This is a genomic window from Gammaproteobacteria bacterium, assembly GCA_036381015.1.
Taxonomy (GTDB): domain Bacteria; phylum Pseudomonadota; class Gammaproteobacteria; order Steroidobacterales; family Rariloculaceae; genus ZC4RG20.
Genome location: DASVDR010000011.1, coordinates 137,097 through 151,256, shown reverse-complemented (window position 1 = coordinate 151,256; position 14,160 = coordinate 137,097). Strand labels below are relative to the sequence as shown.

At 62.1% G+C, this 14,160-nt stretch carries 15 protein-coding genes and 1 tRNA gene; 12 read left to right on the top strand and 4 right to left on the bottom strand.

Annotation, left to right across the window (positions count from 1 at the left end):
- Nucleotides 1-292: 292 nt before the first annotated feature.
- The 3 genes from VF329_05110 (at nt 293) to VF329_05100 (ending at nt 4,547) form a co-directional block, all read left to right on the top strand.
- Nucleotides 293-1,159 (top strand): hypothetical protein, encoded by an 867-nt coding sequence (locus tag VF329_05110; GenBank protein HEX7080371.1) that lies wholly within the window; start codon nt 293-295, stop codon nt 1,157-1,159.
- The gene (locus VF329_05105; GenBank protein ID HEX7080370.1) at nt 1,156-1,758 is read left to right on the top strand and encodes a hypothetical protein; all 603 of its coding nucleotides are present in this window, start codon (nt 1,156-1,158) and stop codon (nt 1,756-1,758) included. Before VF329_05110 ends, VF329_05105 begins: the two co-directional genes overlap by 4 nt.
- 164 nt (nt 1,759-1,922) lie before the next feature.
- The gene (locus VF329_05100; GenBank protein HEX7080369.1) at nt 1,923-4,547 is read left to right on the top strand and encodes a glycosyl hydrolase family 28-related protein; all 2,625 of its coding nucleotides are present in this window, start codon (nt 1,923-1,925) and stop codon (nt 4,545-4,547) included.
- 67 nt (nt 4,548-4,614) lie between these two features.
- On the opposite strand, the gene VF329_05095 is transcribed toward VF329_05100, so the two are convergent.
- The 3 genes from VF329_05095 to VF329_05085 are packed head-to-tail and all read right to left on the bottom strand — an operon-like array spanning nt 4,615 to nt 5,338.
- Nucleotides 4,615-4,911: a hypothetical protein gene (locus VF329_05095; protein ID HEX7080368.1), complete on the bottom strand. Its 297-nt coding sequence runs from the start codon at nt 4,909-4,911 to the stop codon at nt 4,615-4,617.
- Between the two features lies 1 nt (nt 4,912).
- Entirely contained in the window at nt 4,913-5,131 is a 219-nt protein-coding gene (locus tag VF329_05090) for a DUF4224 domain-containing protein (GenBank protein HEX7080367.1), read from the bottom strand.
- A gap of 33 nt (nt 5,132-5,164) precedes the next feature.
- Nucleotides 5,165-5,338 (bottom strand): hypothetical protein, encoded by a 174-nt coding sequence (locus VF329_05085; GenBank protein ID HEX7080366.1) that lies wholly within the window; start codon nt 5,336-5,338, stop codon nt 5,165-5,167.
- 210 nt (nt 5,339-5,548) lie between these two features.
- On the opposite strand from VF329_05085, the gene VF329_05080 reads away from it, so the two are divergent.
- The 5 genes from VF329_05080 to VF329_05060 all read left to right on the top strand — a co-directional run bounded on the left by VF329_05080 (nt 5,549) and on the right by VF329_05060 (nt 9,313).
- Complete coding sequence (locus VF329_05080) at nt 5,549-5,776, top strand: hypothetical protein (GenBank protein ID HEX7080365.1); 228 nt, start codon at nt 5,549-5,551, stop codon at nt 5,774-5,776.
- Between the two features lie 248 nt (nt 5,777-6,024).
- On the top strand, nt 6,025-7,686 hold the full coding sequence (locus VF329_05075; GenBank protein HEX7080364.1) for a hypothetical protein: 1,662 nt from the start codon (nt 6,025-6,027) through the stop codon (nt 7,684-7,686).
- Nucleotides 7,683-7,934, top strand: a complete 252-nt coding sequence (locus VF329_05070; protein ID HEX7080363.1) for a hypothetical protein — start codon at nt 7,683-7,685, stop codon at nt 7,932-7,934. Before VF329_05075 ends, VF329_05070 begins: the two co-directional genes overlap by 4 nt.
- A gap of 113 nt (nt 7,935-8,047) precedes the next feature.
- Complete coding sequence (locus tag VF329_05065) at nt 8,048-8,965, top strand: PIN domain-containing protein (GenBank protein HEX7080362.1); 918 nt, start codon at nt 8,048-8,050, stop codon at nt 8,963-8,965.
- A gap of 123 nt (nt 8,966-9,088) precedes the next feature.
- Nucleotides 9,089-9,313, top strand: coding sequence for a hypothetical protein (locus VF329_05060; GenBank protein HEX7080361.1), 225 nt, complete (start codon nt 9,089-9,091; stop codon nt 9,311-9,313).
- A gap of 237 nt (nt 9,314-9,550) precedes the next feature.
- Here VF329_05060 and VF329_05055 read toward each other — a convergent pair whose 3' ends face one another.
- Nucleotides 9,551-10,168, bottom strand: a complete 618-nt coding sequence (locus VF329_05055; protein HEX7080360.1) for a helix-turn-helix transcriptional regulator — start codon at nt 10,166-10,168, stop codon at nt 9,551-9,553.
- Between the two features lie 1,411 nt (nt 10,169-11,579).
- Here VF329_05055 and VF329_05050 point away from each other — a divergent pair.
- The 4 genes from VF329_05050 (at nt 11,580) to VF329_05035 (ending at nt 13,938) form a co-directional block, all read left to right on the top strand.
- The gene (locus VF329_05050) at nt 11,580-12,179 is read left to right on the top strand and encodes an energy transducer TonB (protein HEX7080359.1); all 600 of its coding nucleotides are present in this window, start codon (nt 11,580-11,582) and stop codon (nt 12,177-12,179) included.
- A gap of 223 nt (nt 12,180-12,402) precedes the next feature.
- Nucleotides 12,403-13,167, top strand: coding sequence for a fasciclin domain-containing protein (locus VF329_05045; protein HEX7080358.1), 765 nt, complete (start codon nt 12,403-12,405; stop codon nt 13,165-13,167).
- A 90-nt stretch (nt 13,168-13,257) separates the two neighbouring features.
- A complete protein-coding gene (locus tag VF329_05040) occupies nt 13,258-13,731 on the top strand; it encodes a hypothetical protein (protein HEX7080357.1) in 474 nt (157 codons plus the stop codon).
- A gap of 121 nt (nt 13,732-13,852) precedes the next feature.
- Nucleotides 13,853-13,938 (top strand) — tRNA-Leu (locus VF329_05035).
- The last annotated feature ends 222 nt before the right edge of the window (nt 13,939-14,160 follow it).

The following is a 14,160-nucleotide window of genomic DNA, read 5'->3' as shown; positions in this document are numbered from 1 at the left end:
CCGGTGCCCGCTCGTCGACGCCCGTCGTTCTACTCGCGCGGCGAGCAGCATCCACGTGCCCGAGCATCGGACGCCGTTGTCACGAGCGCCGTTGAACTGGTCGCGCGTGGCGTCCCTGTCGCACGCGTCGCGCGCGAGTTTGGCGTGTCGAGAAGGACGCTCCGCGGCTGGGTTAGCGGGCGCGCACGTGGCGCATCGCAACGTGGCGCGTGACGGAACATAGCCGATTGGCCGGCGCCGCTTCTCGTGCAAACCTGTTTGCTGCACTGAGAAATTCTCGAGTGGAGCAAACATGGCAACGAAGCAGCCGCGCAAGCCGGCAACTATCGACGATCGTCTCGCCGGCATCATGGCCGCGATGCGCGCGAACGAAGCGGACACACACGCGGCGGTCGCTGCGGTCGCAGCCGATCCCAGCGACGACCGGGCTCTCAAGCAGCTCGAGGCTCTACGCGCCGAGCGCGCGAAGATGGAGACTCAACGCGAGGCGCTCGAACTTGTGCGGGCAAAGCAGCGCGAGCAGGACGTGCAACGCAGCGACGCGGAGCACGCGAAGCACGTGCAGCAGCTCGTCGATCAGCTCAACGAGCTGCTCGCGAAGCGTGTCGAAGTCGTGCAGCAGATCGCCAGCGCATTCGATGCGCTTGCTGCTCCATTGGCGGCTTATGACCTCTTGGCGCAGGACATTCGCGGCGCCGTCGTAGGGCTTTCGCGTGCCACGGGGCGCAGAGTGTCGCACTTGCCGACCGTCGAAGCACGAGCGACCGAAGAGTCGCTGCTGGCGTCCCTTTATCGTACCGGCCTCGGCCGCACCGGTCCGCGAATGCACGATCGTGTTTCCGTCGACCCTTTCGTCGATTCTTCGAAGGCGCGTCCGATCGCCGAAGCGATACAGGCCGACAACGAGCGACTGCTATCGAACGTCTCGAAGTTCTTCGACGCGGTGCCCGACGAGCGGACGCCCTGGTTTGCTCCGATGAAGGAAGTAGAGGCCGCACGCCGGGAACACGAGCACGCCGAGTCGGAAGCCGCCGCGAAGTCGTTGAAGGCCGACGTCGCCAAGGGTCGCGAGCGGGCCGAGCGACGTGCCAAGGTGAAACCGGTCGGGCGCGACGGCCAGGGCAACATCGTGCCGGCGAAGTCCGAGGTGGATCAATGAGCGCGTTCTACCCGAACTCGAATCACGTAGAGACGCCCGAGCAAGGCGACGCGACACCGAAGCCGCCGCAGCCGGTCGGCGAACCCGCGCCGCGGTTCTTCAAGAACAGCGACATGATCGTCGAAGGCGAGCAGCCCGCGGAGCAGGCGTCGACCGTTAAGGTCGACGTGCCGCCGGAGATTGCAGAGCTACGGAAGGGCAACTTCTTCGACGCGCACGGCATGTATCGCGAAGTGTTCGCTAGAAACACGACACAAGACCGCTGGCCCGGTGCCGACGCAGAGGTCGTCGAAGCAGTCGATCGAGAAGTGTCGTCGATCTTCTCCGATCACGGGCTGACGCCGCCGGAAGCGCAGCAGGTAGTGGACTTGTTCAACGTGCAGCCGACCGAGGAGCTACAAACGCAGTGGGCCGAGGAGTCAGAAGCCTACCTCGACTCGCTCGGCGAGCACAGCGCCGCACTCGCCGCGGACGCCGTCAAGCTGCTCGACCGCGATCCGCGTGTCGCGAAGCTGCTCGGCCCGTACGTGAATCACCCGGCCGTCGTGAAGCTCGCTATCGAGAAGGCGAGGAGCGAGAAGCTGCGGGGCCGGCTGTGAGCGCGCGACGGAAGCCACGGAACGCCCGCCCGCCATGGCACTACAAGGGCAAGAAGCGCCGCGAGGCTCAGAAGCAAGGCGACTCCAGCGCGAAGCAGATCGCGCCGAAGCTGCGCGCGCAAGCTCGTCGAGGTGCGTGATCGAAAACAACTCGAGGCATTGTTATGAGCATCACAAGCACAGATCGCAAGGCCGGGCCGTTCTCGGGCAACGACTCGACGACGTCCTTCCCGTTCTCCTTCAAGGTGTACGCGAAGGATCATTTGCAGGTCATCCTCACGAGCGCCACCGGCGTCGAGGCCGAGTTGACGCTCGACTCCGACTACAGCGTGAGCCTGAACGCCGATCAGGACGACGACCCGGGTGGCAGCATCACCTATCCGATCTCGGGCGACCCGCTCGCGACTGGTGAAAAGCTGACGATCGTCACGACGCAGCCGGCGATTCAAGACACGGTGCTCGTTAGCGGCGGCGCTTGGTTTCCCAAGACGATCGAGAAGCGACTCGACTGGCTGACGATCCTCGTGCAGCAACTTGAAGAGAAAGTGAGCCGAGCGCCGCTCGGCGCTATCTCGGACAATGCGCCAGACTTCGATCTCGGCTTAGCGTCCGATCGGGCGAACAGGTTCCTGGCGTTCGACTCGTCCGGCAACGTGTCGCTTGCCTCGTCGGTCGTCTCGTCATCGGCCGAGATCGTGCACTTCGATGGCGTCGGCGACGGGGTCACTGACGTTACCTCTGAGCTGCAAGCGGCCCTCAACAACGCCGCCGGCAGCGCCCGGCTACACATCCCGGCCGGCACGTACATCGTTTCGGCGACGGTTCGCATTCCGTCGAACACCTATTTGTACGGCGACGGCATGGAGCGCACGATCATCAAGATGGCCGGCACCGTCGGGCGGAACACGACCGTGATGCAGACCGGCGCCGACAACGATCAGCGTACCGGCATCGTCATCGAAGACCTGACGATCGACGCGAACGAAGACCGGTGGGCCGTCGCGGGTGGCACCGAAGTCGGAACCTCGTCTACGGCTTGCGCCCTCGCTATCGTCTACACCGAGCGCTGCGTCGTTCGCCGGGTCGAGGCAAAGAGCGCGCACTCCCACGGTATCGATGTCGCTGCATCGCAGCAAAGCGCTGGGCCGACGTCGTACGAAGACGAGCCTAGCCGTTACGTGTGGATCGAAGGTTGCCGGGCCTCGAACTGCGGCGACGACAACATCACGACGCACTTCTGCTCGGACGTCTGGATCACCGGGTGCTACTCGGTGGACCCCTCGGGCGCGCGCGTGCCCGGCAACTCGAACTGCTTCGAGATCGATGACGGCTCGCGCAACGTGTTCCTTACGGATAACTTGGCGGTGGGGGGCGACTGCGGGTTGCAGATCAAGGGGCACAACACCCAGCCGGCCCCGTACAACGTTCACGTCAGCGGTTTTCGCGCGGTCAACAATCGGTTCGGCGTGGAGATTCGCCACACCGGGTGGTATTCGGCGACCGACGAAGATTTAGAAGATGAAACAGTCGACGAGGAGGGCAACCCCTTCGAGTTCACTGGGGCGTCGCCAAACGCGCGCAACTTGATCTTGAACAACATCATGATAAGCCGACCCACGAACCGGACGCCGAACGGTACGGCGGGCGAAGCCGTCTACGGCTTCCGGCTGCGGTCGTACGAGAACGTCATCGTCAACAACCTAATTATCACTGACGGCACCCTGGACGCACCGGACGATTACGACGATTTTGACACGATCACCAATAACCTGATCCGGGTCTACAGCGGCGCGCGCCACGTACTCATGCGCAACGTCGCGATCTACGGGTTCCCCGACATCGTCCCGTCGGGGACCGCGGCGTTCTGGTGCACGAGTAGCCTTGCGGGGCCGCTGCTGGTCGACGGACTGACGGCGATTGATGGGCCCTCCGAAATTTTCCGTTGCTCTAGCAGCGCGGGACCGATTTACCTCGACAACTACTTCATTCTGGGCGATCACTCGGCGAGCGGTACGAACGGTGTCATCATGACCGGCAGCAACAAGCGCGTCGGGCAGGGCGTCATCACCGGGTACGACGCGAGCGCACCGGACGCGACAGGACCGCTGTGGGAACTGCGAGCGGAGGGGCGCTCGACTGGCGGCGGCTCCACTACGCCGATCGATTTCGCCTCGCTTGTGTGGGTCGAAGGGACCCGCGATCTCGGTACGGGTGAGGGTATAAACCTCGCGTTCAAGTGCAATCTGGTCGACAACGGCGCCGGTGACCCGTACGACGGCGTGGACTACACGTTCGGCGGGATACAGTTCCGCAAGACCCTCGCTGTTGACTCATCTGCAGTGCACGACTTTGCGGTACAGCTTATAGCGGCGACGGACGAAAGCGCACCGCGCGACGTCTTGGTTATCGATGGCGGCACCGGCGCCACGAGGTTGCACCGCGGCGTCGAACAGACCAACGGCAGCATCACGTTTGCGCTGACTGATTTGTTCCAAGGGAAATATGCAAACGGCGCTAACAGCCAAACCTATACGATCGACACGAACGCCAACGTGCCGCTTCCGGTAGGCGCGGAAATCCATATCGTCCGCACCGGCAGCGGAACCACGACGATCACCGCCGCAGCGGGCGTGAACTTGTGGATCGCGGGCGACGCTGGCGGCGGCGACGGCGTAAGAGCGACGATAGACGCGGTCGGAGACACGATCGGTCGCGCGCGATTGATTCAGTACACGGCAGACTCGTGGCTGCTCGCTGGCGAGGGGGTTACCTTAGCTTTCGTCCCGTAGGGGGAAGATGCGGGAACCGAGCAGAACAGACTGAAAACCGCATCAGTGGCATGAAGCTAGCGAGTAGTCACTTCGGCTTGTGATCCTTCAAGTCGTGCACGTCAGCTTTGGGCAGGTCGCTCACGCGCTTTCGCGGCTTGTAGCGTTCCGCAAACCGCTTGCGGCTCAGCCGCTCTTCTTCGAGGTCTTCCAGGGCCTCCGCGGTGCCGTGTAGCCGCCTGAGAGCTTCGTCGTCGAATTCGTCCGGGACACGATCGGTAGGCAGCCCGATGGATTTCAGGCGCTCCTCGCGCTGCTCCATGGCCTTCACCAGGAGGTCAATTGTCTCTTCCCGGCGCGCGTCTTTGTCATCTTGCTCGCTCATCTCAATCCCAATTGATCTCGGCTTCCACGACTTGCTCTTCGGGCCGACGCTTCACGCCGAACGCCTGCTCGAGCTGAGCGCGCAGCACGACGACCTTGCCGTCCGGCCGGATGCGGTGGTCGATGCCCATGATCCGCAGGGCACGAGCCTGAGCGGAGGGCCGCTTCTTCCCGGTCAGCTCGACAAGCTCGTCGTCTGAGAGGGTGAGATCGTTCGGCATCTTCTTTGACTTCGTCAGCGTGAGAAGAGTCGCCTAGCGGGCCAGCGTGAGGTGCACGCTGGTCGCCCAAAACAGCATCGCGAGCACCAAGGCCGCGGTCCATGCAGGGCCTGGCTTCCGCCGTCGTGCGACGCGCCAGTATGCGACTGCAACGATCGCCGGCAGCAAGCTTCCGCCGATTAGCTCTGCGATCACGAACTCGTTCATTGTGCTATCCCTCTCGGACAAACCGCAGGGAGAATAGCAGAGAAGCGCGGTACTATTCCAAGATTAGCAATTGCTAACGGATTGATATTGTTGTAATTATTGTTAAAATGGCCCCACTGCGCAAGATTCGGCGAGTAGAGTACGAACTGCCGGCGGTGTTGCTGCACCGCCGGCAGCCCTAACCACAGCAGACCTGAATAGGAGGTTGCCATGGCTCGTAGGAAGATAGCATCGTTCCCCCGCCGCGTGTATCGTGTCTCGCGACTCGAGGCCGCCGTGATTGACGACGTTGCGCGGCGCGCATGGAAGCGCTCGAAGAACCACGACGAGCGGCTCCAAAGGCTGTTTAAGCTCATAAGGGTCGACGCACAGGAACGCGGCCTCTCGAAGGAGCGCGTCCAGTACATCGTGCAGGCGTTCTTCGCTGCTACCGCCTAAGAACTTAGGGAAGGGGACGAATCACGGCCCGTGCGGGGCGACCTGCACGGGCCGCGGTCGTTCGGGCTAGCCAATGGCAACATCGCGCGGAGGAAAGGCAAGTAAGACAGTTGCGTTAGCAGGATATGTGCTCAGCCTCTATACTTGGCGTCGATTCGCAGGCGCCGTGGTGCTAGGGCGCTATTCACAGCAGGGGCGTTTGGTTTAACGCGTTCTGCCCGAGCGGGCTGACGCATTCAGGGGGTACTGTGCGGGTCATAAAGTTTCGAGTCCAGAACTACCGAAACATCATTGACTCCGGCTGGGTCAATGAGCTGGGAAAGATTACGGCGTTCGTAGGCCAAAACGAAGCCGGCAAAAGTAATCTGTTCGAGGCGCTGTATCGGGTGAATCCCTTCGATGCGAGGGCTGCGTACAACCTTGATGAAGACTGGCCGGTAGACCGCTGGGGTGATAAAGCAGCTAACACGAACGCTCTGGTCTGCACAGCCGTTTTTGAGTTAGACAGCAAAGAGATTGAGGAGCTTTGGGAATTCGCCGCTCCACCGTCGCCGCCACAAGAGCCGGTCCAAGCAGAGGCGCCCGCCTCAGAGCAAAAGCCGGAAGCGGCGCAAACTCAGGCAGCAGCTTTAGCAGTGAGAAAGCGACCTAAGGTTGCGGAGGTTCTTGCATGGCGACGTTATGGACAAGCACCCGAAGCGCGCGCGGCGGCTCAGGGAATCGAATCTTTGCAGCAAGCGAAAGTTGAAGAGTGGGTGGCGAAGAACCTTCCGAAGTTCGTCTACATACACGATTACGAGATAGAAGGTTCGACAACGGAGCTGGACCAACTCGCGAAGAGGCTCAAAGACCACGGCTGGAACAATCTCACAAGTGCTGATCAAACTATTCTTATCGTGCTCGAACTGGCGAAGGTGGACATCGATGATTTTCTGCAGAAAGGCGCCACTGCGGAAGGCCGTACAATCCGCGCGTTCGACAAGGTCGCGGCGTCGTCATACCTATCGCAGCAGTTCAATACACTGTGGCGGCAGAAGAATGTCCGGTTCAATATCGAGATCGACGCCACGACACTGAATATTTTCGCCGAAGATGCCGGAATTGGAATGCCTGTCAGACTCAGCAGGAGATCGACCGGCTTCCGTTGGCACGTCTCGTTTGCATGGAAGTTCACGCATGCGAGCAGCGGGCAATACAAGGGCTGCGTTCTTCTGCTCGAAGAGCCGGGCATCCATCTTCACTATTCGGGGCAACGAGACGTGCTGCAGGTTTTCGAGCGGCTAGCGAAGGAGAACACCCTTCTCTATACGACTCATCTAGCTTCTATGGTCGACCCGAGTTTTCCGGAGAGGGTACGCATTGTAGAGGTGCGCGATCACCACACTACTGTGCTGCGCGGCGTCGTCAGCTCACAGAGAGCCCCAATGGCGGTCATCGAGGCGTGTCTAGGTCTCACTGGTGATCTTGGTGGCCTGCTAGGCAACCGGTGCACGCTCATCGTGGAAGGTGGCGATGACGCCTTGATCCTCCATAAGCTCTCGGGCGTGTTCAATAGATCAAACAAGGAAGGACTATCAGACCGCATCTATTTATGGCCGGCGAGTGGCGCATCCAAAACCCCGATGTACGCAGCATTTGCGATCGGCCAGAAGTGGGACGCGGCGGTTCTCTTGGATTCCGACCAAGCGGGTAAGGAAGCGAAGGCAAAGATCAAGGAACTCTATCTGGATAAGCTAGCTGAGGCGGAACAGAAACGGTTCCGGATCGCGCTCCTGGATGCCGCTACTGGCGTGCAGAAGACCGATGTGGCGATTGAGGATATCTTCCCCGACGAGTTCTATCTGGACTGCGTGAACAGCGCGTACAGGTTCGCGATCAAGCCCGAGGCCCCGCAGATGGCAGCGACATGATCACAAAACGAGTCGAGAAGGTTCTCCAGCAGAACTACGGTCGAAAGGAACTCGACAAGGGCCGCGTAATGATCGAGGTCGTTAAGCGGTTCGATGCTTGGGAGACGACGAATGATCTCCCGCCAGGCGTCGAGGAGCACGCTGCGAAGTTATTCCGCACGCTCAACGCGATGTTCGGGCTTGAGCAAAAGGCCGCTAAACGGCGATCGGCGCCGAAGCGTAGCACTGCGGCCGAAGGCTCGGCTTGAATTGCGAGACGCCCGCACAGGAAGAATCAGAACAACGGCCGCGTGCCGGCGTATCCTTCGTGCGGGCGAGTGAAGCAGAGCACAGACGTGTGCCCATAGAGTGAGCTGGGACAGTGGCAGGACAGCGTACGGCAGCGGGAAAGAAAAAGGCGAAACGACGCGTACAATCATACGCGTTTATCGATACCAACATCTTCTTGGACTTCTATCGAGGGAAGACGGAAGCGACCCTTTCTCTTCTCAATAAGCTTGAGGCAGCGCGTGATCGCGTCATCTGCACGTATCAAGTCGAGATGGAGTTCTTGAAGAATCGGCAGGAACAGATTAAGAAGATACTTAGCGACGCTAGCTTGTCTATAGATGCGTCCTTGCCCGCAGTTTTTGCTGACAGCCATCTAAATACCTCTGTTAGGAATATCAAGGCGGAGACTGCCAAGCGCAACAAGCAGCTAAAGGAAAGGATACTTCGGTTACTCCAAAACCCCGGGCAGAACGACCGGGTGTTCCAGACGCTCGACAGTATCTTCAAAAATCCGTCACAGCACGTGCTGACGCGTGACATGCAGGTGCGGCACCGCATCAAGCGACTCGCTTGGCGACGATTTGTTCTTGGCTACCCACCGCGAAAGGCTAAGGACAACTCCATCGGCGATGCCCTGAATTGGGAATGGATTATCCACTGTGCCAACGAGCTGCCCGGTCGTTTCTACATCGTTTCCAAGGATTCGGACTTCGGTTGTGAACACATGGGGCAATACGTGCTTAACGACCAGCTCAAGGCCGAATTCAGAGACAGAGTTGGGCGAAAGTCGATTCGTTTTACCCATAAGCTTTCGGAGGCGCTAGAGGCATTGCATGTTCCGGTGACTGCGAAGGAGAAGGAGTCGGAAGCCGAACGCCGCATCACCCCGTCGGACTTTTTGGAGCGCCTGCGGCAAGTTATGGCAGTGCACAAGGAGGGGAGCAAAGATAGTGGTCCTCTTTCCCAAGCGTTCGCCGCCCTCGCCGATGTTGACGAGGAGAAAGAGTAGATAAGCGAGAGCCGGCTTTCGGGGCGCTCGAGCCCAACGCGCGCCAGCGCGCCTAAACCATCGCAACCGACGTCGGAAAATCGGAGAATCGTATCCACCGAAGGACGAGAAATGCCCAAATATATGCGCGAGGACGGACTCGGTGAGTGGAACGAGGAAGTGATCGATGGGGCGCACGTCGAGTGGCGCCGACGGAAGGCGCAAGCCGACGAAGCGCGCTTCGGCACTAAGTTCGTCGTCGATATTTCGATGGATGGTTCATCGCCCGTCATCCAGGGAGACTTCAACCCGGGCGTCGACCGGCGAGCGGAGCTAGAACTGCGCGTGCGCCTATTGATGTCCGCTTGATCGGTCCCCGGACAGGCGGGGCAGTTCGGACCTTAAGCGCCCCCGACCGGCATGGGGGCACAAATGGGGGCACCACGCGCGCAGCCTGGGGCATAAATGGCGTATTTTAGCGGTCTATAGCCCGCGGTTCGATTCCGGTCCTAGCCTCCAATCGACCGAATTTCCCGCCTGTTCTAGGCCGCTGATTCGGCGAAATACTGGACGCCGAACGCGGCATCGCACGCGACACTTGATGGACTAGGGCGAAGTATCCTCTCCAGGCCTCCCGACCATCGCCGCTAGGCGGTTCACGAGCGCGAGGAGCTGCCCTTGGTTCCGTCTGCCCGTCTTGCGGAGAATCGCCTTCAATTCGTTACGGGCGGTGTGCACGCTGATGCCCAGCAGTTCTGCGGCCGTCTTGAGGTCCTTGTCGTCCCCAAGCTGTGCGAGCAGGCGCGACTCGGCCGGCGTCAACTCGAACAACTGCGCCATGCACTCGATCGCTGTAGGCGCCGGGCGATCAGGGAGCAACCAGACCAGACCAACGGCATTCGAGGACACGGGCACGTACGCTGATCCGGCACGACTGATCGGCGTCGTGAGGAGGATTCGCTGAGCGTCGATGGAGACACGCTGGAGTATTAACGTTGCGCCGGTTCCGGCGACGAGGCCGCGAATGGCTGCCACGCAGGCCCGGGCATTGAGCAGGTCCTTCCCGGCAGCCAACTTGCCGTCGGCACACGTTAGCCACCTGCTGCGCAGCAGCACGTCGTCGCCGGCCCGATTCGAGTGGACCAACCTTCCATGCCAGTCGATCGCGAAGAACGCGGCCGCAAGGTTGTCGAGCGCCTGCTGCGTCGTTGCGTTGAACGCCATCCGTTGCCGATCCGACGGAGGAGGTGACGCTTGTCGCATGGAAGATACGGAGCCGCACGAACGACGGTGCCGACTGCATCGCGTTTTCGACTCCGCGCTTAGTGCAAGCACGTCGGGTGGTGCCGAACGATCCCGCAGTGAGCGGGATCCCGAACGATTTGGTCGGCCGCGTGACGTTGCACACGAACTGACCGAAGCGAGGAGAGGGTGAAAATGATTTCGTGCAAGCGCTCGTGTGCACTCGCTTCTGCTCTTGTCGTGACGGCGATCGCGGCTCTTCCGGCCGCGGGTGACGTCGAGATTCCAAACGCCTTCGAAGCAAACACGCCCGCGAGGGCGGAGGACGTCAACGTGACAGCGCGGCGGACGTGCAGGCGTTGCGAGCTCTTGTCGATCAGCTCAGCCCGGCGATTCGTGTCGCCGTTGGTGACATCGTCGTCGGTCGATTGATCGGCTTCGTCCCCGGCGGGTACTCGACGGATCTGCTCTCCGATCCCCCGGATAACAGGCTCACGTCGGTCCTGGGCGCGATGTGGTCGCCTATAGCTGAGATTCTGACGCCGAAGGGGTACGTGGTCCCGATTGTAGTGAATACGTCCAGCACACAGGCGTGGGCGCCTCTTCCCGAGGAGGGAGAGGTCGCTCCGTTACCGATCGCTTTCGACCAGCCCGGATGCACGGGGAACGCGTACGTGGTAGGGCCCTTGCCGGAGAGCGCGAGCTCCGGGTTGCGCCTCCTGACTACATCTCCTTGGATATACCGAAATGGATTCTCTCATTGCCGGATACATCGGCGCGCACGATCCAGTAGTCTGGGCCGTGGGTCTCGTGTCCGTTCCAGTACTCCGGTTGGTCCAGAATGAAGAGCGAAGCAGTGCCCCAAAACGAGTACTCGCCGTATGTGCCCTAGAGGCCTTGGGAGCTTGAGTCGATTGCGACCGAGTATCCGCCACCGACGGACCGGTACCGGATATCCCACGGTACGGCCGCGTCGAGCGTGAATCCGCCGGAGAACTCAGGTACAGGGTTGCCGTCCCAATCGTAGGGCAGTCCCGCGAACGAATATCCGATCAGCGTTGCTGACGCTGGCGAGCAGATGGCGAGGCCGATGATCGCACAGGCGAGTCTTGTTGTTCTCATGGCACTGTTTTTTTGTTCTCATGGTACTGTGGCAAAGCAAGAACTGTGCCGCGCGAGGTAAACTCGCGGGCGACCGACTTGCAGTTGCCTATCGACGGCCAAGCGATCAGTCCATCTAAAAAATTCCGGCATGCTCCCGAGCTTGCTGCTCGCGCTGTCGTGGGGGGCCTCAGGCTCCGTGCGCCGTCGGTCCGGCGCCCTCCGTTTGACATCGTCCGGAGGGCGGCTGTAAGAGTAAGGAGCGTCGACGTACGCTGCGAGGAGCCTCTCGATGATTCCTCGTTACGCGATCGCCGCCGTGCTCGGCGCGGCGGTGACCTTGTGCCTCCTCTTCGCCATGCAGCTGCTGATCCAAAGCGGTCGCGGCTCGCTGAACCAGGGGTACGAGGTGGGCATCGTTGACTTCGTCCGCGTCGAGCGCGAGCCGTCCGCCGAGGCGGATCAGTGGACGCCGGAGCGTCCCCCCGAGCCGCAGCCGCAGCCCGTGTTGCCGCAGAGCAACCAAACGGATTTCGGCCGCACCGCCTTGGCCGTGTCGATCTCCACGCCGACCCTGAGCGAGGACATCGAGATTGGCAGCGTCGGCTTCGGGGGCCCCGACGGCGAATATCTGCCGGTCGAGAAGATCGCCCCGATCTACCCCGCGGCCGCGGTCGCAAACGGCCTCGAAGGCTACGTGGTCGTCGAATATACGGTCTCGCGGACCGGCGCGACGAAGAACGTTCAGGTCGTCGAGTCGTCGAGCAGCGTCTTCGACAGCGCCTGCGTGGAGGCCGCGGCGAGGTTCAAGTACAAGCCCCGAGTGCTCGATGGCGAGCCCGTCGAGGTTCGCGGCGTCCGCAACAAGTGCACGTTCCAATTCGAGGACTGACGTAGCGGCAACGGTCGCGCGCATCCACTCGAGGCCCCCGCCGCGCGCAACGCGCGCGCTCGTCGGTTCCGGCCCGGCCCTCCGATCCGTAGGGGTGGTTGCCGATGCCGACGCACTCCGCCTTGGCTGGCATATCCCTTGCAGCCCCCACTGGCTCCGGTACCCCGCCGGGGGCCGAAGGTGGTGGGTCACGGCTTTCCAGCAACTGGAGGAGATCAACCGTATGAAGAACCAAAGCGATCTTCGTGGGCATTGCCTAGAAGTGATCGCCGCTGCCGCGCTGCTCGGCCTCGGCGCCACGGCATCGCTCGCGCAGCAAGAAGGCGGCGAGCTGCAGACGGACCCGGAGTCCGCTGCCGAGGAGCAGCAGCCGGGCGCAGCCGAGCAGGAGAGCACGCAAACGGCTTCCGCGGAGGAAGGCACCGAGGGGCTCGACCAGCTCGCACAGGAGCATGAGGATCTCAGCACGTTCGTCGAGGCCGTGAAGGCGGCGGGCATGGCGGAGTCTCTCATGGAGGAGGGCACGAGCTACACGCTGTTTGCGCCGACGAACGACGCGTTCGAGCAGATGTCCGGACTGGGCACCGAAGAGCTGCTCCAGCCCGAGAACCGGGATCAGCTGATCAGTCTCCTTCGCGCGCACATCGTCGCGGACGACGTCGATCAGGAGCTCGCGCGCAACTTGCCCGAAGCGCAGACGATCGACGGCGGCACGGTCGAGATCAGCATGCCCGAGGAAGGCGAGATGATGGTCGGCGACGCGCGCGTCGTGGAATCGGACATCCAGATGGGCAATCTGCGGGTCTACGCGATCGACCAGGTCCTTTCCGAGGGCACGGCCGTTGCGACAGCGGACGAGCCGAGCGCCGAGGACGAGGCCGAAAGCGAGCAGGAGGCGACGGACGAGATTTCCCCCGAGCCGGAGCTTTCTCCGGAGCCCGAAATTTCTCCTGAGCCCGAAACCTCGCCCGATATCTCGCCGCAGTAACGGCGCAAGCGCCTGCTTCGAGGACGTCGGCGGGGCGGCCGCGCCGCTCCGTCTTTGCGTCCGCAGGACGTCCGTGAGTCGGAGAGGAACGTGTGGTCCGAGCTGACTTACCTGATCGAGCGGCGGTGCCGCGAGGCCGGGCCGCCGACGGAGGCCGGTGCCCGCGCGCTCGTCGTGCTGTACGGCGCATTGAGCCACTGCGAGATCGCGTTCGAGCGCGTCGAGAGCGGCGGCAGCGATCGCGACTGCTCGGATGCCGTGCTCGCGATGGACGCGATGCTCGCCGTCCTGCACAACGTCCAGCCCATCCTTGAGCTCTTGGATCCCGAGTCCGCACGCGAGCTCGATGAGTACCTCGCCCGAGATGCATCCGGGTTCGCTCGCGACCCGAAATCGAAGCTGAAGCATCAGGTCGAGCTCCTGCGGCGGCTGTTGCCGCTCGACACCGGGGAGAACGCCGGCGGCATGATCGTGAAAACCGCGTTCACCGGCGCGCGACGGGAGCTCGCCCGGTTCATCGTCGAAAGGTGCCCACCCGAGGAGCTGTTCGCCCGGCGGTCGTAAAGGCTCCGGCGATGGGCGCAGGCAATCGGCGGTCCGAACAGCCGTTCACGCTCAGGTAGAATCCGCGGGTCGCCCGCCTCGAATACGAGGCGCGCGTCGTGTTTTCTGCGCGAGGGGCCACGCCCGGGTGGCGGAACGGTAGACGCAGCGGACTTAAAATCCGCTGGCCGCAAGGCCGTGCCGGTTCGAGTCCGGCCCCGGGCACCAGGCGACCGGTGCCGTCTCGGGCTCCGCAGCTCGGTCAGATCGGCGTTCGCTCCCGGACGTTCCGAATATCTCTTATCATGCGCGCCTCGGCGCGCGACCCGGCTGCGGAAGGGGCGGCGGGCCGCAGCCGGTCGATTCTCGTTATGCGCCACAAGATTCGCCGAGCCGCGGCCGGCGACCGACTTGTAGTGATACTGCAGAAAGCACGGGTAAGTTCCTGCT

What these genes read in the sequence shown, in the direction of transcription:
- VF329_05110 (HEX7080371.1), top strand. Translation starts at nt 293, where the DNA reads ATGGCAACGAAGCAGCCGCGCAAGCCGGCAACTATCGACGATCGTCTC.
- VF329_05105 (HEX7080370.1), top strand. Translation starts at nt 1,156, where the DNA reads ATGAGCGCGTTCTACCCGAACTCGAATCACGTAGAGACGCCCGAGCAA.
- VF329_05100 (HEX7080369.1), top strand. Translation starts at nt 1,923, where the DNA reads ATGAGCATCACAAGCACAGATCGCAAGGCCGGGCCGTTCTCGGGCAAC.
- VF329_05095 (HEX7080368.1), bottom strand. Translation starts at nt 4,911, where the DNA reads ATGAGCGAGCAAGATGACAAAGACGCGCGCCGGGAAGAGACAATTGAC.
- VF329_05090 (HEX7080367.1), bottom strand. Translation starts at nt 5,131, where the DNA reads ATGCCGAACGATCTCACCCTCTCAGACGACGAGCTTGTCGAGCTGACC.
- VF329_05085 (HEX7080366.1), bottom strand. Translation starts at nt 5,338, where the DNA reads ATGAACGAGTTCGTGATCGCAGAGCTAATCGGCGGAAGCTTGCTGCCG.
- VF329_05080 (HEX7080365.1), top strand. Translation starts at nt 5,549, where the DNA reads ATGGCTCGTAGGAAGATAGCATCGTTCCCCCGCCGCGTGTATCGTGTC.
- VF329_05070 (HEX7080363.1), top strand. Translation starts at nt 7,683, where the DNA reads ATGATCACAAAACGAGTCGAGAAGGTTCTCCAGCAGAACTACGGTCGA.
- VF329_05060 (HEX7080361.1), top strand. Translation starts at nt 9,089, where the DNA reads ATGCGCGAGGACGGACTCGGTGAGTGGAACGAGGAAGTGATCGATGGG.
- VF329_05055 (HEX7080360.1), bottom strand. Translation starts at nt 10,168, where the DNA reads ATGGCGTTCAACGCAACGACGCAGCAGGCGCTCGACAACCTTGCGGCC.
- VF329_05050 (HEX7080359.1), top strand. Translation starts at nt 11,580, where the DNA reads ATGATTCCTCGTTACGCGATCGCCGCCGTGCTCGGCGCGGCGGTGACC.
- VF329_05045 (HEX7080358.1), top strand. Translation starts at nt 12,403, where the DNA reads ATGAAGAACCAAAGCGATCTTCGTGGGCATTGCCTAGAAGTGATCGCC.